General features: G+C 63.6%; 19 protein-coding genes. 17 read left to right on the plus strand and 2 right to left on the minus strand.

The window, feature by feature from the left end:
* The first annotated feature begins 3 nt into the window (after positions 1-3).
* Complete coding sequence (locus AACI_RS00755) at positions 4-1,164, plus strand: thiolase family protein (protein WP_169304836.1); 1,161 nt, start codon at positions 4-6, stop codon at positions 1,162-1,164.
* A gap of 465 nt (positions 1,165-1,629) precedes the next feature.
* On the opposite strand, the gene AACI_RS00760 is transcribed toward AACI_RS00755, so the two are convergent.
* Positions 1,630-2,778 carry a hypothetical protein gene (locus AACI_RS00760; RefSeq protein ID WP_218917093.1) on the minus strand — a complete coding sequence of 383 codons (1,149 nt, stop codon included), beginning with the start codon at positions 2,776-2,778 and terminating at the stop codon, positions 1,630-1,632.
* Positions 2,779-2,794: 16 nt separating this feature from the next.
* Between AACI_RS00760 and AACI_RS16705 the strand changes: the two genes are divergently transcribed.
* The 16 genes from AACI_RS16705 to AACI_RS00835 all read left to right on the plus strand — a co-directional run bounded on the left by AACI_RS16705 (position 2,795) and on the right by AACI_RS00835 (position 18,580).
* Entirely contained in the window at positions 2,795-2,947 is a 153-nt protein-coding gene (locus tag AACI_RS16705; protein WP_218917094.1) for a hypothetical protein, read from the plus strand.
* A gap of 3 nt (positions 2,948-2,950) precedes the next feature.
* Entirely contained in the window at positions 2,951-3,583 is a 633-nt protein-coding gene (locus tag AACI_RS00765; RefSeq protein ID WP_041707187.1) for a class D sortase, read from the plus strand.
* A 174-nt stretch (positions 3,584-3,757) separates the two neighbouring features.
* The gene (locus AACI_RS00770) at positions 3,758-5,458 is read left to right on the plus strand and encodes an ABC1 kinase family protein (protein WP_012809600.1); all 1,701 of its coding nucleotides are present in this window, start codon (positions 3,758-3,760) and stop codon (positions 5,456-5,458) included.
* A gap of 21 nt (positions 5,459-5,479) precedes the next feature.
* Complete coding sequence (locus tag AACI_RS00775; protein ID WP_012809601.1) at positions 5,480-5,971, plus strand: hypothetical protein; 492 nt, start codon at positions 5,480-5,482, stop codon at positions 5,969-5,971.
* Entirely contained in the window at positions 5,962-7,494 is a 1,533-nt protein-coding gene (locus tag AACI_RS00780) for an aldehyde dehydrogenase family protein (RefSeq protein WP_012809602.1), read from the plus strand. Before AACI_RS00775 ends, AACI_RS00780 begins: the two co-directional genes overlap by 10 nt.
* A 31-nt stretch (positions 7,495-7,525) precedes the next feature.
* Positions 7,526-8,716 (plus strand): iron-containing alcohol dehydrogenase, encoded by a 1,191-nt coding sequence (locus AACI_RS00785; RefSeq protein WP_012809603.1) that lies wholly within the window; start codon positions 7,526-7,528, stop codon positions 8,714-8,716.
* 185 nt (positions 8,717-8,901) lie between these two features.
* Positions 8,902-10,431: an S-layer homology domain-containing protein gene (locus AACI_RS15545; protein WP_012809604.1), complete on the plus strand. Its 1,530-nt coding sequence runs from the start codon at positions 8,902-8,904 to the stop codon at positions 10,429-10,431.
* Positions 10,432-10,599: 168 nt separating this feature from the next.
* Positions 10,600-11,766, plus strand: coding sequence for an acyl-CoA dehydrogenase family protein (locus AACI_RS00795; protein ID WP_012809605.1), 1,167 nt, complete (start codon positions 10,600-10,602; stop codon positions 11,764-11,766).
* 195 nt (positions 11,767-11,961) lie between these two features.
* The gene (locus AACI_RS00800; RefSeq protein WP_012809606.1) at positions 11,962-12,723 is read left to right on the plus strand and encodes a beta-ketoacyl-ACP reductase; all 762 of its coding nucleotides are present in this window, start codon (positions 11,962-11,964) and stop codon (positions 12,721-12,723) included.
* A 68-nt stretch (positions 12,724-12,791) separates the two neighbouring features.
* A complete protein-coding gene (locus AACI_RS00805; RefSeq protein WP_012809607.1) occupies positions 12,792-13,565 on the plus strand; it encodes an SDR family oxidoreductase in 774 nt (257 codons plus the stop codon).
* Between the two features lie 32 nt (positions 13,566-13,597).
* Complete coding sequence (locus AACI_RS00810; protein ID WP_012809608.1) at positions 13,598-14,815, plus strand: acyl-CoA dehydrogenase family protein; 1,218 nt, start codon at positions 13,598-13,600, stop codon at positions 14,813-14,815.
* 55 nt (positions 14,816-14,870) lie between these two features.
* Entirely contained in the window at positions 14,871-16,505 is a 1,635-nt protein-coding gene (locus AACI_RS00815) for a long-chain fatty acid--CoA ligase (RefSeq protein ID WP_008340756.1), read from the plus strand.
* Positions 16,506-16,527: 22 nt separating this feature from the next.
* On the plus strand, positions 16,528-16,983 hold the full coding sequence (locus AACI_RS00820) for a MaoC family dehydratase N-terminal domain-containing protein (protein ID WP_012809609.1): 456 nt from the start codon (positions 16,528-16,530) through the stop codon (positions 16,981-16,983).
* On the plus strand, positions 16,980-17,402 hold the full coding sequence (locus tag AACI_RS00825) for a MaoC/PaaZ C-terminal domain-containing protein (RefSeq protein ID WP_008340754.1): 423 nt from the start codon (positions 16,980-16,982) through the stop codon (positions 17,400-17,402). Before AACI_RS00820 ends, AACI_RS00825 begins: the two co-directional genes overlap by 4 nt.
* 39 nt (positions 17,403-17,441) lie before the next feature.
* Positions 17,442-18,215, plus strand: coding sequence for an IclR family transcriptional regulator (locus tag AACI_RS00830; RefSeq protein ID WP_012809610.1), 774 nt, complete (start codon positions 17,442-17,444; stop codon positions 18,213-18,215).
* Between the two features lie 107 nt (positions 18,216-18,322).
* Positions 18,323-18,580 (plus strand): Yae1 family protein, encoded by a 258-nt coding sequence (locus AACI_RS00835; RefSeq protein ID WP_041707189.1) that lies wholly within the window; start codon positions 18,323-18,325, stop codon positions 18,578-18,580.
* Positions 18,581-18,641: 61 nt separating this feature from the next.
* Here the strand turns inward: AACI_RS00835 and AACI_RS00840 are convergent, their stop codons facing one another.
* On the minus strand, positions 18,642-19,715 hold the full coding sequence (locus AACI_RS00840) for a phosphotransferase family protein (RefSeq protein ID WP_012809611.1): 1,074 nt from the start codon (positions 19,713-19,715) through the stop codon (positions 18,642-18,644).
* Positions 19,716-19,770 lie beyond the last annotated feature (55 nt).

The raw sequence follows: 19,770 nt of genomic DNA on the forward strand, positions 1-19,770 counted from the left end.
CAGATGACCAAAGGAGGTGCGCTCGTGCAGCGCGAGGTGGTGATTGTCGACGCGATTCGGACGCCAATTGGCCGGAAGAACGGGAGCCTGTCGTCCGTTCACCCGGTGGACCTGTTGGCTCCTCTGCTGAAGGCGTTGGTCGAGCGAAATCAGCTCGATTCGATGGAGATTGAGGACGTGGTGACGGGCTGTGTGACGATGACGGGCGAGCAGGGCGGCAACATCGGCCGGATGGCCGTCCTGGCGGCCGGGCTGCCCGTGGAGGTGCCGTCGTTTTCGCTCAACCGCATGTGCGGTTCCAGTCAACAGGCCATCCATAACGCGGCGCAGGCGATTCTGGCCGGCGATATGGACGTCGCCATCGCGTGCGGCGTGGAGAGCATGAGCCGGGTGCCGATGGGCACGGACCTCGGCAAGTTCTCGACGGCGCTGACCAAGCGATTTCAGATTGTGCCGCAGGGTTTTTCGGCGGAGATGATCGCGGACAAGTGGAAGATCAGCCGCGAGGAGATGGACGCGTTCTCGCTTGAGAGCCATCAGAAGGCGGCGCGGGCGGAGGACGCGGGCCTGTTTGACCGGGAGCGGGTGCCGGTGGAGAACGTCGGTCCCGAGAAGGTGACGGTGACGCGCGACGAGGGGATACGGCGCGATACGTCCTTGGAGAAGCTGGCCGGGCTCAAACCGTCGTTTCGCCCCGATGGGCGCGTGACGGCGGGGAATGCGAGCCAGATCTCGGACGGCGCGGCCGCCCTTCTCCTGATGTCGGGGGAAAAGGCGGCCAAGCTCGGCCTGAAGCCTCGGGCGCGCATTGTGTCGCGCGTGGTGGTGGGCGTGGATCCCGTCATCATGCTGACGGGCGTGATTCCGGCCACGAGGAAGGCGCTCGATCGCGCCGGGCTCAAGCTCGAGGACATCGACGTGATCGAGATCAATGAGGCGTTCGCGTCGGTGGTGCTCGCGTGGAAGCGGGAGATTGAGCCGGACATGGCGAGGGTCAATCCGCGAGGAGGCGCCATTGCGCTCGGCCATCCGCTGGGCGCAAGCGGCGCGCGGATCATGACGACACTCCTGCACGAGCTCGAGGACACCGGTGGGCGGTACGGATTGCAGCTCATGTGTATCGGATTCGGCATGGCCACAGGAACGGTGATCGAGCGGTTGTGACTGCCACAGCCGCTCCCCCTTTTTCGGGAGGCGCAATGCCGCGAACGAGGGATGTTGGAAGGATTGCGCGCGCCGTACAATGCAGGCTACCTCCGAAAATGTGAGAATCGACTCGATTCTCTGAAAAGAGAAGGGAAGGGTGGATATGAACAAGGCGTGGTCGGTCGTTTTGGGGACAGCGGTGGGCGCAGTGGCGCTCGGTGTGAGCGGGCATTCGGCGTTCGCCGCGACGACGTCGGCACCTGCGGAGTCGCAGGGGGGACTCCTTGGGCTGAATCTGAACCTGGGCGGGTCGCAAGGGCTGGGCGTGCAGGTGAATCTTTTGCCGACTGGCTCGTCGAGTTCATCGCCAGGATCGGGCGGGCTTCTGAACGTCGGGCTGTCTCTTGGTTCGTCTCACGAAAGTTCGCCTGCCGGCGGGGGATTGGCGGCGTCCTCGGGCGGCGGGGCGAGCGCCGGAAGCGGTCAAGGGTCCGGAAGCGCAACCAGCGCCTCGTCGGGCGGCTCGAGTTCGGGCGCTTCGGCCGGATCGAGCGGCGGCGGGACCTCGGCGCCCTCGAACGCGGTCTCCATCGACTTGAACTTGCTCGCCTCGGGTGGGCAGGCGCAGACGTCGGGCCCGGTGGGCGTGTCTCTCAATGCGCTCTCCACAGGTGGGAGCGCAGCGGCGGATAGTCCGGTCGGGATCGCCGTGAATGCGCTGTCTTCGGGCGGGAGCTCGACGGCGAGCGGGCCGCTCGGCGTTGCGCTGAATGGCCTGTCGTCAGGAGGGGCGTCTTCCGGCAGCGGGGTTGTCGCCGTGTCCGCGAACGGCGCTTCGTCCGGTGGCAGCGCGAGCGGGAGCGGCGCGGTGGGTGCGGGTGTGAACCTGGGCTCGTCGGGCGGTGACGTTTCTGCCCAAGGCTCGCTTGGGGGAATTGCTGTGAACGTCGGGAGCACAGGCAGCACAGGGAGCACAGGGAGCACAGGGAGCACAGGGAGCACGGGCAGCACAGGCAGCACAGGCAGCACAGGCAGCACGGGCAGCACAGGCAGCACGGGCAGCACAGGCAGCACAGGCAGCACAGGCAGCACAGATAGCACGGGCAGCACGGGCAGCACGGGCAGCACGGGCAGCACGGGCAGCACGGGCAGCACGGGCACCACGGGCACCACGGGCACCACGGGCACCACGGGCACCACGGGCACCACGGGCACCACGGGCACCACGGGCACCACGGGCACCACGGGCACCACGGGCACCACGGGCAGCACGGGCAGCACGGGCAGCACGGGCAGCACGGGCAGCACGGGCAGCACGGGCAGCACGGGCACCACGGGCACCACGGGCAGCACGGGCAGCACGGGCAGCACGGGCACCACGGGCACCACGGGCACCACGGGCACCACGGGCACCACGGGCACCACGGGCACCACGGGCACCACGGGCACCACGGGCACCACGGGCACCACGGGCACCACGGGCACCACGGGCACCACGGGCACCACGGGCACCACGGGCACCACGGGCACCACGGGCACCACGGGCACCACGGGCACCACGGGCACCACGGGCACCACGGGCACCACGGGCACCACGGGCACCACGGGCACCACGGGCACCACGGGCAGCACACCAGGGCACATCATTGTGTCGGCCCAGCTGCCGAAGGTGCCCGGAGGACTGCTGCCTCAGACGTCCACGCGGCTTCCTCTCTGGATTGCGTTGGGCCTCGGCCTGTTGATGCTCGGCGGCGGTTCCGCCGTTCCGGTGTGGCGGTGGACGCGGCGCTGGATGGTGTGAGTCATGAAGGCGAAGCAGATGCGGCGGCTCGCGCTCGGCGCGCGGGCCGTCCCGTTTCTTGTGGCGCTCGTCGGGGCCGTGATCGCGGGTGACGCAGGATGGGCGTACTTGTGGGAAACCGTCTGGGTGAACGATCGCCCCCTTCCCTCCTATCAGCCCGGGCCACGCGCGATCGGCCAAGGTGCTCAAGATGTCCCGCTCTGGATGCCTCCGCCGCGGCCGGGACAAAAAATCGGTGAACTCGTCTTTCCGGCCGAAGGCGTGCGGGTACCCGTCGTCCAAGGGGATTCGTGGGCAGATCTCGCGCTTGGCGCTGGGCACGATCCGGCGTCGGTCCTCCCAGGGCAGGGCAGCAACGTCTACGTCGCTGGACACCGCGACACGGTGTTCCACGTCCTGAGCCGCCTGCACGTGGGCGATCTCGTCGAATTTGAAACGCCCTACGGGACGTTCACCTACCAGGTGACAGGTGCGCAAATCGTCCCGCCGAGCGACACGGCCGTGACCGCGCCGACGCCACGAGAGACGCTGACACTTCAGACCTGTTGGCCTTTCGACTATATCGGGTTCGCGCCGCTCCGCTATATCGTCCACACCCGCCTCGTGCACCGCCCGCACTTGACGAACGGTGGGTGAGGATCCCCCCTCGTCATGGGGGGGGTTCCCCCGAATTCCCCCGGTTCTCGGGATATAGGCAGACTATTTCGGATTGTATACTCCAAGAAAGATGAGTGTCGTGGCGCGTGTCCCTGGTGCAGGCCAAAGGGCTTGTACGGGAGGCATGGCGACTCGCGAGGGGGTGCGTGTCCCATGGCGGTTGCGCTGAATACAGAAGAGAGGAACGAGCTGGAGCGAGCGCGGCGGTTCATCGAGCGGGAGCGCCGGAAGATCACGCCAAGCAAGCGCCAGCGCGAGGTGGTGAAAGCGCTTGTAAAGCATGGCGTGCTTCATGCGCTGCGCGATAGGAGCCGAGACGAAGAGGCTCGCCAGCGCCTCTTGGGTCAACGGCTGCGCGCGGCGTTTGAAGAACTCGGTCCCACATTTATCAAGCTCGGGCAGGTCATCATGACCCGGCAGGAACTGCTGCCTGAAGCGGTGACGGCGGAGCTGGCCTACCTCCTCGACAGCGTGCCCCCGCTGCCCTTTCACTACATGATGGCCGTGCTCGAGGATGAAATCCCCAACTGGGCTGAGGTCTTTCGCTGGATCGACCCGAATCCGCTCGGTTCGGCATCGCTGGCGCAGGTCTATCGCGCGCAGCTGGCGGATGGCCGGATGGCGGCGGTCAAGATTGTCAGACCGCTCGTCGACAGACTGTTCCAAGTGGACATCAACAACGTTCGCAAGCTCGTCCGGCGCTTGCAGAGATTGCTTCCGCCGCAACTCGAGGTTTCTATCGATTTGAACGGGATCATCGAAGACTACTACAGCAGCACGATGAACGAGCTGGACCTGCGCCGCGAGGCGGAAATCATGGAGGAGCAGCGCGGCATGGTCCAGGAGTTCGAGACCTTGTACATCCCTGAGGTGTACCACGTCACGCAGCGCGTGCTTGTGATGGAGTTCATCGATGGGTGGAACCTGAAGGACTTTCCCGTCGATTTCTTCACGTTTGAAGAGCGCCTGGAGCGCATGACGGACCTCGCGCATTACTACGTGAAAGCGTTTGTCGAAGGGAATTACCACGCGGACCCGCACGCATCCAACCTGATGGTGGATAAGCGGACCAAGCGCATCGCCATTCTCGACTGGGGCCTGGTGGGGCGCATGGACGCGGCGCACACGGAGGCCATCTTTCGGATGCTCATGCACGTGCGCGTCAACCAGCAGGAGGACGCCATTGAGGCCCTGCTCGACATCTACGAACCGACCCGGTACACCGACCTCGTCCGCCTGCGGGATCAACTTCGCTCCTTGCTCATCCACTACACCAACAGCACGCAGGCCAGCTACTACAATTGGGGCAATCTGCTGCTCAGCACCATCGTGATTGCGGCGAAAAATTACTGCCGGATCCCGAACGGCTTGGCGCTCTGGACCAAGGGCTTTTCCGCAGCCGAGGGCACGGCGCGCTGGCTTTGCCCCGAGATCTCGTATCACCAACTGGTGGAGATCGCGGACGTCCAGATCCTTCGACGCTGGATGATGCGCCGCTTCAATTATCACACCAACGCCAGCTTTGCGGCTGAGTTCGCGAAACTCACCGCGACGCTGCCGCGGCGGCTCAATAAGATCCTCGAGCACTTCGAATGGAACGACTTCCGCGTCAACCTGGATGCGCAGTTGTCTCACCAGGCGGTGCGCACGCTTCACCGCGTGGTCAACAAGTTGCTTCTGGCCACCATGTCCGGGACGTTCTTCCTCGGCGGCGCCATCCTGCTCGCCTTTGCCGACACGCGGCCCGACACGCATGGCGGGATTGTCGATCTCGGCTGGGGAGGCGTGGCGGCCAGCGTGGCGCTCGGAATCTCGGCGCTCTGGAGCACCATCCGATCCAAGAAGCGAATCTAAACGGCGGCGGAGGGGATGTGTATGGCGGTGCAGTTTCAGTCAAGGGAATCCATGTCCGCCCGCGGCGGCACGCGAGAGACGGGCGGCTTGTCGCGCGAAGCGCGGGAGCAGTTGACGATTGAAAAGCGTATCGAGGCGTTTTACCGCCAGTCCGGCGGCCCCAACAATCCGGACATCCCGAAGATCCTGGAGAAGCACCTGCTTTACGGGCGCGATCACGGCCCAAAGGGCAAGCGCGAGACGCTCGAGGACGCTTTGCGCGACATGATCACCCAGGACTATTCGAATCAGATCCTTTTCAAGTGGTTCATGCAGATGCGCATGGAGCGGCAGAAGCGTGCGCAGGCGGATCGCGCCGAGTTGGCTCGCATGAGGGGCGAGTTGGAGTCCCTGAAGGAGCAGGTGCAGGCGCTGCGGGCGCTCATTGAGGAGCACGTCATCCCGCAGCAGGCCGCGTCGAGCAGTGCACAAGTCTGCGGCGAAATGTCAAGGGAGGAACAGCCATGGTCATGACGAGTGTGAGACTCCCCGAGTACGGCATGTTCATCGACGGCGAGTACACGCCTGCGGAAAGCGGGGAGATGTTCGAGGTGGTGAATCCCGCCACGGGGCAGCCCTGCGCGCGCGTGGCGAAGTCGGACGCGCGAGACGTGGATCGCGCCGTGCGAAGCGCTCGCCGCGCGTTCGAGTCGGGCGAGTGGTCCCGCGCCAAGCCCCACGAGCGGGCCCAGGTGTTGCTTCGGTTTGCGGACGAGATCGTCGCGCACGCGCAGGAGATTGCGTTTCTGGAGATCTTGACCTCCGGCGCGACGGTGCGGCGCGTGTCGAACGCCGACTTGCTTCTCATTGTCGATTTGCTCCAGCAGACCGCGCGGTTCGCGCAGGCGTACGAATACGCGAAGACGCTTCCGCTCCGGCCGTTTCCGCAGCCGAGCCACAACCAGGTATGGAGGGAGCCCGTGGGCGTGTGCGCCGGGATCACGGCGTGGAACTATCCACTCATCCTCGCGATGTGGAAGCTCGCGCCCGCGCTCGCCATGGGGAACTCCATCGTGTTGAAACCGGCGTCCAACACGCCGCTTTCCACGCTCAAGCTTGCCGAGCTCGCGGCGAAGGCCGGGCTGCCGAAGGGCGTGTTCAACGTCGTCACGGGGCCAGGATCGTCGGTGGGCGAGGCGCTCGTCACGCACCCGGAGGTCGACAAAATCGCCTTCACCGGATCCACCGAGGTGGGCAAGCGGATCATGCAGCTCGCGGCGCAGGGCGTCAAGCGCGTGACCCTGGAGTTGGGCGGCAAGTCGCCGGCCATCGTGCTGCCGGACGCGGACCTGGATCTGGCGATACCCGGCATCCTGTTTGGCGTCTTCCTGCACGCCGGGCAGGTGTGCGAGTGCGGGACGCGCGTGATTGTCCACGAGGACATCTACGAGGAAGTCGTGAATCGCCTGGCCGAGATGGCCTCGCAGATCAAGCTCGGCAATCCGCTCGATGACAAGGTGGGCATGGGGCCCATCATCTCCGAGTCGCAGATGAACACCATTCTGAGCTACATCGAGTCGGGCAAGGCGGAAGGCGCGCGCCTCGTGTGCGGCGGCCAGCGCGCCACGGGAGGCGGCCTGGACGCAGGTTACTTTGTGCAGCCGACCATCTTCGCCGACGTCGACAACCGCATGAAAATTGCGCAGGAGGAGATCTTCGGCCCCGTGCTCGCGGTCATGAAGGCGCGGGACGTGGACGAGGCGGTTCGGCTGGCCAACGATACCGTCTATGGGCTGGCGGGCGGCGTCTGGACGCGCGATCTCAACCAGGCCTATCGCATCGCGCGCGAGATCCGGGCGGGGACCATCTGGGTGAACGACTGGCACATGTTCCGCAGCGACGCGCCGTTCGGCGGCTACAAGATGAGCGGGTTCGGCCGCGAGATTGGGCCGTACGCGCTCGACGAATACACGCAGCTCAAGCACGTACACGCGTCGTTCGTGCACGAGCTCGAAAACCGCCATTGGTATTCCATTGTGTTGCCCGACAGGGCCTGACGCGATCGACTTCTGCGAGGTGGTGAGGCGCATGCCGTACATTCGATCTGGCTTTCAATTCATGGCGCGAACGACCATCACAAACGGCGTCGGATCGCGCGTGTTTTTGCCGGAGACCGTGCGCGGGCTCGGCGGCAAGCGGGCTTTTGTGGTGACGGACCCGGGCATTGTCCGCGCCGGCCTCTTGGACAAGATCCTGGAGTTGTTCGATCTCGTGCCGACGCCCGTGACCATTGCGGGCGTGTTCGATCGCGTCGAGCAGGACGCGAAGGCACACATCATCAACGAAGCCGCGCGTGCCTACCGCGAGTGCGCCGCGGATAGTCTCATCGCCCTCGGCGGAGGCAGCGTGCTCGACACGGTCAAGGGGATCAAGTGGATGGTGAGCCGTGGCCTCACCGACATCCGCCCGGCGCTCATCGGCAACGTGCTCGAGATGTGGCCCGAGGCGCAGCCCATCTTCATTCCGCACGTGGCGCTGCCCACCACCGCCGGAACCGGGGCGGAGGCCTCGCCCATCGCGGTGGTCTTCCACGACGATCTCGGCGTCAAGGTGAACCTCATCAACCCGTTCATCAACGCCGACATCGCCATTCTCGATCCGGAACTCACCGTCGGCTTGCCGCCCAGCATCACCGCCTTCACCGGCTTCGACGCGCTGACGCACGCCATCGAGGGCTTCTTCTCGCCGCAGGCCAACCCGTTCACCGACGCGTACGCCATCCAATCCGCGCGCATGATCTTCGAAAACCTGCCGAAGGCCGTGGCCAACGGGCAGGACCTGACCGCCCGCGCCAACATGCTGATGGCGAGCACGATGGCCATCATCAGCTTCAGCCTGGCCTTAAACGCGATTCCCGTCCACAACATGGCGCACGCGTTCGGCGCGAAGTTCGGCATTCCGCACGGACTCGCGAACGCGGTGCTCCTGCCGAACGTGATGGCCGCGATGCCCGCGTTCTATCGCGCGCGCATCCGCGAGTTCATGGCGGCCATCGGCTTGGACGCGCCGTCCGATCCCGATGCGGCGCTCGAATCGTTCATTCAACGCATTCGCGATCTTCGTCAACAGGTCGGCCTGCCTGCGACGTTCGCCGACTACCAGCTCGACAAGCGGCAGCTCGGCAAGATGGTGGATCTGGTGCACGCCGATCCGTCCGGCGTCGTCTATCGCCTGCCGGATGCCATCATCCAGCGCGTCACGCGCGAGGTGGCGAGCTAAACAAACGCATGGCTCTGGGCGATCCCGCTCAGTACAGCGGGGTCGCCTTTTTTCGAAATGGCGCCGTGTGGATGCGGGCATGATCGCACAAAACGGATGAAGCTTGAAAAATGTTCTTCCATTTATGTGAAGGGAAATGGTATTATGAGTTAACTTTGTTGCCAGCCATCAAGGGGGTTGTGCCTGTGGGGTGGATGAAGCACACGGGTATGTCACTGTCTGCGGCTGCCGTCATGGCGGGCGGCTTTCTTGCTGGCCCCGCCGTTCGCGCGGACGCGGTCATCACCAAAACCGCTTTTGTTCAGATGCTCTTGACAAGCGCTTCTGTGAACCCAGATCCTTCTGGCAAATCGCCGTACGTGGATGTGTCGACTAAGAGTGTGGCCTGGGGATACGTTCATAGAGCCCTCGAACTCGGCGTGGTCTCCCCGGATGCGCCGAAACGGTTTGGCGCAAACGATCCCGTCTCGCCAGCGATGGCAGCCCAAATGGCTGCGAAGCTGTATCACATGGATCTCGGTGGACAGAGTCCATGGGTGTGGGCAGAGCAGCAGGGGCTGCTTCGTTTCGGCAACTCTCTTTCTCAAATCGAGGCGCGCGCATTCGTCACCGGGCTGAAGCGGCTCGCGGGGAGCCTCGCGGACATCCCTGGATCCTGGACCCTACCCGCCGATAAGCGCGCGGAGTTTATCCAGGCGTTCACCAATTCGGACATGGCTCCCTATGAGCAGCTCAATGAAGAGTACTTGGGCAGCATCAAGTACGAGTTGACACCGGCCGTGCAGCAGAATGCGAAGCTCAAGGCAGCCATCCAGCAAGTGTTGTCAGAGACCTCATCCGCTGTATATGCCGCGGGTGAATTGATGCGCGTCCGAGGACGCGTATACGATGTCGTGACCGAGCGCGTGAGTGGGCACATCTTTCAAATTGTAGATGACAATGGGGCCGTGTACCTCCAGAAGGATTCCGGTGGATGGTCCAATGTGACCGCACAAGTGTCGTCCATTTTGCAATCTACTGGGAAGATGGACGTGCCTGGAATGTTTATCGATGTAAGATGGGAGGGGCAGTCGAGCGGCTTGGATGTGTTCCAGGCGAAGGTGAATCCTGCTGCGCTGAGCCAGGTGGATGGCGAGTCGGCGCGCCCATCTTCCGGGAGCGCTTCCGCCGAGGTTCAAGACACGGCCACGATTGAGATTGAATTGACTTCTGGGAAGCCGCGCATCGCCAAGGTGCAGATACAGGTAAGGCAGTTGTTCTCCCAACAAGCGCTCGCGCAGGTCTTTGGTGGTTCATTCGCCAAATGGTTCAAACAGTTTGAGGAGATGGGTTCCTTGACGCGTTCGTTTCAGTATCAGCCGATCGTCCCTTCGCTGCCTCAAGGTCTCCACGTATCGGATTGGCCGAGCGCCGCCACGCCTGGTGGCAACAGCACGGGCAATAGCACGGGGAACAGCACGGGGAACAGCACGGGGAACAGCACGAGCAACAGCACGGGGAACAGCACGGGGAACAGCACGGGGAACAGCACGGGGAACAGCACGGGGAACAGCACGGGGAACAGCACGAGCAACAGCACGAGCAACAGCACGAGCAACAGCACGAGCAACAGCACGAGCAACAGCACGAGCAACAGCACGAGCAACAGCACGAGCAACAGCACGAGCAACAGCACGAGCAACAGCACGAGCAACAGCACGAGCAACAGCGTGTGAGAAGGCGGCCCGATACTCTGAAGCGCACGGCTCATTCGAGGGCTGTGCGCTTCACCTCTACTCCTTATCCCCTTCCCATTGCGCCTCCCTGCAGAAACCGCTATCATGATCCCTGTAGTTCTCATTTGAACTCGGATTTCATATTCGTAAACGGTGGAGGTGAGTCGCGTGGACTTTACGCTCCCATCCGAGCTGGAAGAGATGAGGCGGACCATTCGCGACTTTGTGGAACACGAGGTTGAACCGCTCGCCATGCAGATTGAGGAAGAGGATCGCGTGCCGGACAGCGTGCTGGAAAAATCGAAGGAGCTTGGACTGTTTGGCCTCAGCATCCCCGAGGAGTACGGTGGCATCGGCCTCAGCATGCTGGGCAAGTGCGTCATCTACGAGGAGCTCGGCAAGACCATCAACGGCTACACGACCATCATCGGCGCGCACAACGGCATTGGTTCGGTCGGCATCGTGGAGTTTGGCACCAAGGAGCAGAAGGAGAAATACCTGCCCAAGATGGCGACGGGTGAGTGGATCGGCGCGTTTGCGCTCACCGAGCCGCAGGCCGGATCGAACGCGGCGGCCATTAAGACGACGGCGGTAAAGAAGGGCGATAGGTACATCCTCAACGGCCAGAAGATCTACATCACAAACGCGCCGTATGCGCACGTGTTCACGGTGATGGCGGTCACGGATCCGTCCAAAGGGGCGAAGGGCATCACCTCGTTCATCGTCGAACGCGACTTTCCAGGTTTTCGTGTGGGACACATTGAAAAGAAGATGGGGCTGCATGGATCACACACGGCGCAGATCTTCTTCGAGGACATGGAGGTTCCGGAGGAGAACGTCCTGGGCCGAGAGGGCGAAGGATATGTCAACGCGCTCAAGATTCTGGCCAACGGCCGAGCAGGGCTCGCGGCGAGGTGCCTGGGTTCCTGTGAATATCTGCTGGACAAATCGCTGGCGTTTGCGCACGAGCGCATCCAGTTCGGCAAGCCCATCTTTGAACAGCAGATCATCCAGCACTACCTCGCGGAGATGGCGCTCGAGATCGAACTGCTGCGCACCTTTGTCTACCGCGTGGCGTGGATGACGGATCAGAAAATGAACGTCATCAAGGAAGCTGCGATGCTGAAGCTATACGGGTCCGAGGTCTACAACCGCGTGGCGGACAAGGCGGTCCAGATCCACGGCGGGCTCGGTTTCATCGCGGAGTATCCCATCGAGCGGTTCTATCGCGATGCGCGCATCACGAGGATCTACGAGGGAACGTCCGAGATCCAAAAGAACATCATTGCCGCACAGCTGCACAAGGAGTACGAGCGCACCAAGGCGGATGCGTGATCGCAGGGCCGAAATTCTATTTCAACTATGAAAAAATCCTGGCGGTCCGTCGATCGATTGTGATAGGATGAGGGTGTGGAATCATCCTGAACGTTGGACCAATTCGAACATTGGCGAGCCGGTGGCCCGATGTGCGATGTCAGCGCTTACCGACGAGGGCCGTCCGGCGGGATGAAACAGAGAGGAGCATGTGTCATGGGTAAGTTGGATGGACAAGTCGCGATTGTCACGGGAGCGGCGCGCGGCATTGGCGCGGCGACGGCGAAACGCTTGGCGGTGGACGGTGCGAAGGTCGCCGTGTTTGACATCAAGGAGGAGTTGACGAAGGACACGGTCGAGGCCATCCGTCAGGCGGGCGGCGAGGCCATCGGCGTCGGGTGCGACGTGACCAAGGCGGACGACGTGGAGCGGGCGATTGAGTCGGTCGTGCAGAAGTGGGGTCGCCTCGACATCCTGGTGAACAACGCGGGTGTCATCCGCGACAACCTGCTCTTCAAGATGACCGAGGAAGACTGGGACACGGTGATGAACGTGCATCTCAAGGGCGCGTTCCTCTGCAGCCGCGCGGCCCAGAAGTACATGGTGCAGCAGAAGTCCGGGAAGATCATCAACCTCTCGAGCACGTCCGCGCTCGGCAACCGCGGCCAGGCGAACTATGCGGCTGCGAAGGCAGGCATCCAAGGATTCACCCGCACGCTGGCCATCGAGCTCGGGCCTTTCGGCATCCGGGTCAACGCGGTGGCGCCGGGCTTCATCGAGACCGACATGACGCGGGCGACGGCTGAGCGCGTCGGCGTGGATTACGAGGCGTTCAAGCAGGCCGCGTCGCAGCAAATTGCGCTTCGCCGCACGGGCAAACCGGAGGACGTGGCGAACGTCATCGCCTTCTTCGCGAGCGACGATTCCGCGTACGTGTCGGGGCAGGTGCTGTACATCGACGGTTGCCGCCATCGTTGACGACTGAGGCCGATCGCGCCGGGCGGGCGTGATCGGCCGCGTGGATTGAATAGGGAGGAGGCTCGCGCATGAGCGTGTTGGATCTGTTCCGCCTCGACGGCAAGGTGGCCATCGTCACAGGCGGAGGCCGCGGGCTGGGTCAGCAGATTGCGGAAGCGTACGCCGAGGCAGGCGCCCGCGTGGTCTTATGCTCGCGGCGCGTCGAGAACTGCGAGGAAGTGGCGCGCGAGATCGCCGAAGCGGGCGGCGAGGCTGTGGCGCTGCCGCTCGACGTGACCGACGAGGCGTCCATTCAGGCGCTCGTCGACGAGGTCATCGGGCGGTACGGCCGGATCGACATCCTGGTGAACAATTCCGGCACGTCCTGGGGGGCGCCCGCGCTCGACATGCCGTACGACGCGTGGATGAAGGTCCTGCAGACCAATCTGACCGGCGCATTCCTCATGTCGCAGCGCGTGGCTCGGCACATGAAGGATCAGGGCGGCGGCAAGATCGTGAACATCGCGTCCGTGGCGGGCATGCGCGGTTCCCCGCCGGAGGTGCTGGATGCGGTGGGGTACGCGGCGTCGAAGGGCGGCCTCATCGCCATGACGCGCGATCTCGCCGTGAAATGGGCACGGTACCACATCTATGTGAATGCGATTGCGCCCGGCTTTTTCCCGACGAAGATGACGCGTGTAGTGCTGGAGCGCGGAGGGAGCCTCATTCAGCTGCGCACGCCGCTCGGGCGCGTCGGCGGGGAGCACGATCTCAAAGGGGCGGCCTTGTTCTTTGCGTCGGCCGCGTCGGACTACGTGACCGGCCAGGTGTTGGCGGTGGACGGCGGTACGACGGCGATGTGACGATCGCGCCTCGGCGTGAAGGAGAGATGGGTGTGGATTTCTCGTACTCCGACAAAGTGGTGGCGCTGAAGCGCAGGCTTGAGGAATTCATGGAGGAAGTCGTCTATCCCGGCGAGCGCATCTACTACGAGCAGCTCGCGTCCCAGCCGAGCCGCTGGATGATTCCCCCCATCATGGAGGAGATGAAGGCGAAGGCCAAGGCGGCGGGGCTCTGGAACCTGTTTCTCCCGGATAGCGAGTACGGCGCCGGGCTCACGAACCTCGAGTACGCGCCGCTCGCCGAGGTGATGGGCCGGTCGCCCATCGCGCCGGAGGTGTTCAACTGCAACGCCCCGGACACGGGCAACATGGAGGTCCTCGTCCGCTACGGCACACCCGAGCAGAAGGAGAAGTGGCTGAAGCCGCTCCTCGCCGGCGAGATCCGCTCGTGCTTTTCCATGACGGAGCCGGAGGTGGCATCCTCCGACGCCACCAACATTTCGGCGAGCATCGTCCGGGACGGAGACGAATACGTGATCAACGCGCACAAGTGGTGGTCGTCCGGCGCGGGCGATCCGCGCTGCAAATTCGCCATCGTGATGGGGAAGACGAATCCCGACGCGCCGAAGCACGAGCAGCAATCCATGATCATCGTGCCGCTTGACACACCAGGCGTCAAAATTGTCCGGACGCTCAACGTGTTCGGCTACGACGACGCACCTCACGGACACGCCGAAATTGTGTTCGATCACGTGCGCGTGCCGAAGGAAAACCTCATCTGGGGCGAGGGCAAGGGATTCGCCATCGCGCAGGGGCGGTTAGGGCCCGGGCGGATCCACCACTGCATGCGGCAGATTGGCATGGCGGAGCGGGCGCTCGAGCTCATGGTCCAGCGCGTCAAGGAGCGCGTCGCGTTTGGGCGGCCGCTCGCGGAGCAGGGCGTCATTCGCGAGTGGATCGCCGAGTCGCGCATCGAGATTGAACAGGCGCGGCTGCTCGTGCTGAAGGCCGCGTACATGATGGACACCGTGGGCAACAAGGCCGCGCAGAAGGAAATCGCCATGATCAAGGTGGTCGCGCCCAACGTGGCGCAGCGCGTCATCGATCGCGCCATTCAGGCGTTCGGCGCCGCGGGCGTCAGCCAGGATACGCCGCTCGCCTACATGTGGACACAGGCGCGCGTCATCCGGATTGCGGACGGCCCGGACGAGGTGCACAAGCGCCACGTGGCGAGGCTCGAACTCGCCCAGGGGGCGGAGCGGCCGAACTAGTCACCGGGGCCGCAACATTCTGAAAGAACAAGACTCGCGAAGGGAGTCGATGGCGATGATGAACTATCCGCTTCTGCTGAAATCGCCGCTTTATCGCGCGAAGACCATCTTCCCGGAGAAGGAGATTGTCTCGCGCGGATACAACGGCGTGTTTCGCTACACGTACCGGGATTTGTACGATCGCGTCTGCCGGCTCGCGAATGCGCTGGATCGCGTGCTCGGCGTGAAAGCGCTTGAACACGTCGGATCGTTCGCCTGGAACCACCACCGGCACCTGGAGCTCTACTACGCGGTGCCGTGTTCGCAGCGCGTGCTGCACACCGTGAACATCCGGCTGTTTCCCGAGCAGATTGCCTACGTGATCAACCACGCCGAGGACAAGGTGCTGTTTGTCGATGAGGATCTCCTGCCTCTCATTGAAGCGGTCGCGCCGAAGCTCACGACCGTGCAGGCGTACGTCGTCATGACGGACAACGACAAGCTGCCGGAGACGAAGCTCACGAACGTGTACCACTACGAGGAGCTCATTCGCCAGGGCGATCCGCACTTCGACTTCCCGACGTTCGACGAGAACACCCCGGCGCTCATCAGCTACACCTCGGCGACGACGGGCAATCCCAAAGGCGTCGTCTACACGCATCGCGGCCTCTATCTCCACTGCCTGACGGTGCTCGTCGACGAACTCGGCACGCGCGAGGCGGACGTGACGATGCCGGTGGTGCCCATGTTCCACGTGAACGCGTGGGGCCGGCCGTACGCCGACACCTGGATTGGCGCGAAGCAGGTGTATCCGGGCCCTCGGCCGACGGCAAAGGATCTGGCGGATCTCATTCACAATGAGCGCGTGACGTACTCGGCAGGCGTGCCGACCATTTGGATGGGCATTCTGAATCACGTCCGCCAGCATCCGGGCGAGTACGACTTCTCGTGCGTGCGCTTCTTCATGTCGGGCGGATCGGCGCTGCCAGCGGCACTTACCGAAGCCTACGAGAAGGAGCTTGGCGTGAAGCTGTACCAAGGCTACGGCCAGACGGAGACGAGCCCGGTGACCTTCGTCTCCTTCCCCAAGACGAGCCTGAAAGATCTGCCGGACGAGGAGAAGTACCGGCTGCGCGCGAAGACGGGCCTCATTCTGCCCGGCCTCGAGATGAAAATCGTCAACGAGAAGGGCGAGGAGGTCGCCCACGACGGCAAGGAGATGGGCGAACTTCTCCTCAAGGGGCCGTGGATCATCGACTCCTATTACAAAGACCCGGAGAAGACCAAGGAAGCGTTCACGGAGGACGGGTGGTTCCGCACCGGCGACATCGCCACCATCGACGAGAACGGCTATCTGCAGATTGTCGATCGCGTCAAGGATCTCGTGAAGTCGGGCGGCGAATGGATCTCGTCCGTGGACCTCGAGAACGCCCTCATGGCGCATCCGGCGGTGATGGAGGCGGCCGTGATCGCCATCCCTCACGAGAAATGGCAGGAGCGGCCGCTCGCGTGCGTGGTCCTGCGCGAGGAGTACCGCGGCAAGGTCACGAAGGAGGACCTGCAGGCGCACCTGTCCAAGATGGTGGCGAAGTGGTGGCTGCCCGACGACTACGTGTTCGTCGAGGAGATCCCGAAGACGAGCGTCGGCAAATTCTCGAAGAAGACGCTGCGCGAGCAGTACGACAAGGGCCAGCTCGTGTCCATGTACTGAGCCTTGGCGGAGGAGATGAACGATGGAACTCGCGGATTTTGAGCGGTTGCTTGGCGTGTGGTCCAAACCGGTCAAGAACGAGGTGGAGAAGGGGGCCATTCGGAAGTTCGCCGATGCCATCGGCGACCCGAACCCGCTCTACCACGACGAGGAGCGCGCGGCGCAGAGTCGGTTCGGCCGCCTGGTGGCGCCTCCGACGTTCAGCCGCACGTTTGACTACGGCGTGATCCCGGGCCTCGAGATGCCGACGGAGGGCCTGATTCACGGCGAGATGTCCTACACGTATCACAAGCCCATCCTCGCGGGCGACGTGCTGTACGCGAGCTTCGCGCTCACGGACGTGAAGGAGCGGGCCGGCAAGCTCGGAAGGATGATCCTGCTCGTCTTCACGTACAAGGTGGAGAACGAGGCGGGCGAACTCGTCCAGGAAGCGAAGTCGACGGTGATCTATCGACCGGAAGGGGGCGGGGCGAAATGACGGCGAAGCGATATCAGCCGGGCGATCACCTCACGCCGCTCACCAAGCCGCCCGTGACCAAGATCCAGCTCGTGAAGTATTCGGGCGCGTCGGGGGACTTCAACCCTATTCACACGGTGGAGGAGTTTGCCAAGGAAGCGGGCCTCGGCGGCGTCATCGCGCACGGCATGCTGACGATGGGCTTCGTGGCGCAGATGCTGACGGACGAGATCGGCGAAGAGGGCGACCTGCTGTCGTTCGGCGTCCGGTTCGTTGACATGGTGCGGCCGGGTGATATCATCACCTGTGACGGCGTCGTCCAAGAGGTGAAAGAGGAAGAAGGCTATCAAGTGGTGACGTGTGACGTCTGGGCGCAGAAGTCGCCGGGAGACGTCCGCGTCGTCCAAGGTACGGCGACGTTCCGCAAACCGCTCGCCTGAAGGCGGGCCAGACACTTTTTCGCGGAATGAGGGTGTCCGTTGGACTACCAAGTGCCATCTGTCGCGCTCGCGGCGCGCGTTCTAAAGCTCTTGAGCCGACACAAGTATCGGCAATCCACGCTGACCGAGATCGCCGAGCGGCTCGGCGTGAACAAGACGACCTGCCTGCGCGTGCTGCGGACGTTGGAGCGGGAGGATTTCGTCTCCTACGATCCGCAGTCGCGCCGCTACAGCCTGGGCCCGTACCTTATCCCGCTCGGCGCTCGGGCGGCAGATCTGAATGACGTCTACGCGCACGCGCTTGCCGAACTTCATCAGGTCGCCGCGCACACGGGCATGACGGCCGTCCTCGTCAAGCGGCTGCGCGACGATCGCGTCATTTACATCGGCTCCGCCGAGCCGCCGGGCGACGGGGTGCGCATTGCGGTGTCGGTGGGGCAGCAGTTCCCTGTGTACGGCGCCGCCTTCGGCCGCTGCTTTCTGGCGTATGACGACGAGTCCACGTGGCGTCGAGTGCTGCGGGAGGGGCTCAAGGCCTACACGCCGAACAGCATCACCGACGAAGAGGAGTACGTGCGCCTTCTGCAGGAGGTGCGCGAAAAGGGGTACGCGGTCTCCCATGGCGAGCTGTGGCCTGGCATCTCAGCGGTGGCTGTGCCGGTCTTCAATCAGCAGAACAAGGTCGATCTCGTCCTCTCCTGCCTCACGATGACGTCGGTCATCCAGGGCGAGGACGTGGAGCGGGCGGTGAAGGCGCTCAAGGAGAGCGCCGCCAAAGTGTCGGCGTGGAGCGGATATCAGGGTCGGGCGTAGGCACCCGTTTTGGCGGGTGCCTTTTCAATTGGGGACGGTCCTGCTTCCGTCGCCAGCCCATCATAGCGCTTCAGCGTATGGCCTCGATAAGAAGGGAGTTGAGAAACATGTATCGCCTGATTGATGAGATCTTTGAGGACGGCCGCAGGGAAGGGCACCTTGAGGGTTTCAAGGAAGGACTGCAAGAGGGCATCGAAAAAGGCATGGAGAAAGGCATGGAAAAAGGCATCGAGATGGGAACGGAGATGGGCGTTCGCCGAGTCGCGCGAAACATGCTCGAGGCGGGCATGCCGTGCGAGGTCATTGAGCGGGCGACGGGACTCTCTCGCGATGCGATTGAGGCCCTGCGAAAGCAGATGAACTGAACAGAGAGGCCAGTCGGCCGGGCCGGCTGGCCTCTTGACATTTGGGGCGCTGGGATGGGCCTCAGGGGTGGTCGATCTCGGCCCTGGCGTGTTCGACGAGCGCCCGGATGCCGTCGCCGAAGCGGGCGAAACGGGCGTCGGACGTCTTCCCCATCTTGTATCGCACGTAAATCTGCTGCAGGATGACGGCGAGCTTGAACACGCCGAAGACGTAATAAAACTTCATGTCGTGGACGGAGCGCCCGGTCTCCTCCGCGTACCGCTCGGCCATCTCGCGGCGCGAGTAAAATCCTTCGAGCGTCGTCACGGACGGGAAGAGCGCCTGGAGCGCCGGCGGATCGGACGGCTCGGTCCAGTAGCTCAACATGACGCCGAGATCGAAGAGCGGGTCGCCGACCGTCGCCATCTCCCAGTCCACGATGCCGACGATGTCGTGATAGGCGGGCGGCGCAAACAGCATGTTGTTCAGCTTGAAGTCGTTGTGGATGACGGTGACGTCCCGCGATTCCGGGACGTGGGCGCTGAGCCACGCCATGACGGCGTCCGCGTGAGGCACGTCCTCATCCGTGCGAGACCGGTGGAATCGCTCGATCCATCCGTCGACCTGGCGGCGCAGAAAGCCCTCGGGCTTGCCAAACTGGATGAGCCCAGATGCCACCGGGTCCACGGCGTGCAGCTCCGCGAGCGCCTGAATGGCGCGCTCGGAGATGGCTCGCCCCACCTCGGGCGCATACGCGAAGCCCTCGGGGAACGCGTCGTCCAACGGGACGCCCGGGCGGTACTCCATGACGAAAAACGGCACGCCGATGACCAGCGGATCTTCACAGTAGGCATACGGCTTCGGGGCCTTCGGGAAGTGCGGATGGAGCCTTGCGAGGATGGATGACTCGCGCCCCATGTCGTGCGCCCGCGGGGGGAGCGGGCCATGGGGCGGGCGGCGCAGGACGGCCACAAACTCGCCGCTCTGAATCAGGTACGTGAGGTTGGACGCGCCGGTGGGGAACTGGACGGCGATAAGCGGACCGGAATCCGCAGGAAGCACGCCCTCGCGCACGAGGTACTTCCGGAGTTCTTCCCAATCCAACTGATCTTCTTCGCGAACCGGCATGATGCCGGGCACGGTGCGGATGTCCATGGGCGAGCCCTCCAAGCCTCGCATCCCAGGCGATGTGTGGCAGGGATTTTATCAA

The organism is Alicyclobacillus acidocaldarius subsp. acidocaldarius DSM 446, assembly GCF_000024285.1.
GTDB lineage: Bacteria > Bacillota > Bacilli > Alicyclobacillales > Alicyclobacillaceae > Alicyclobacillus > Alicyclobacillus acidocaldarius.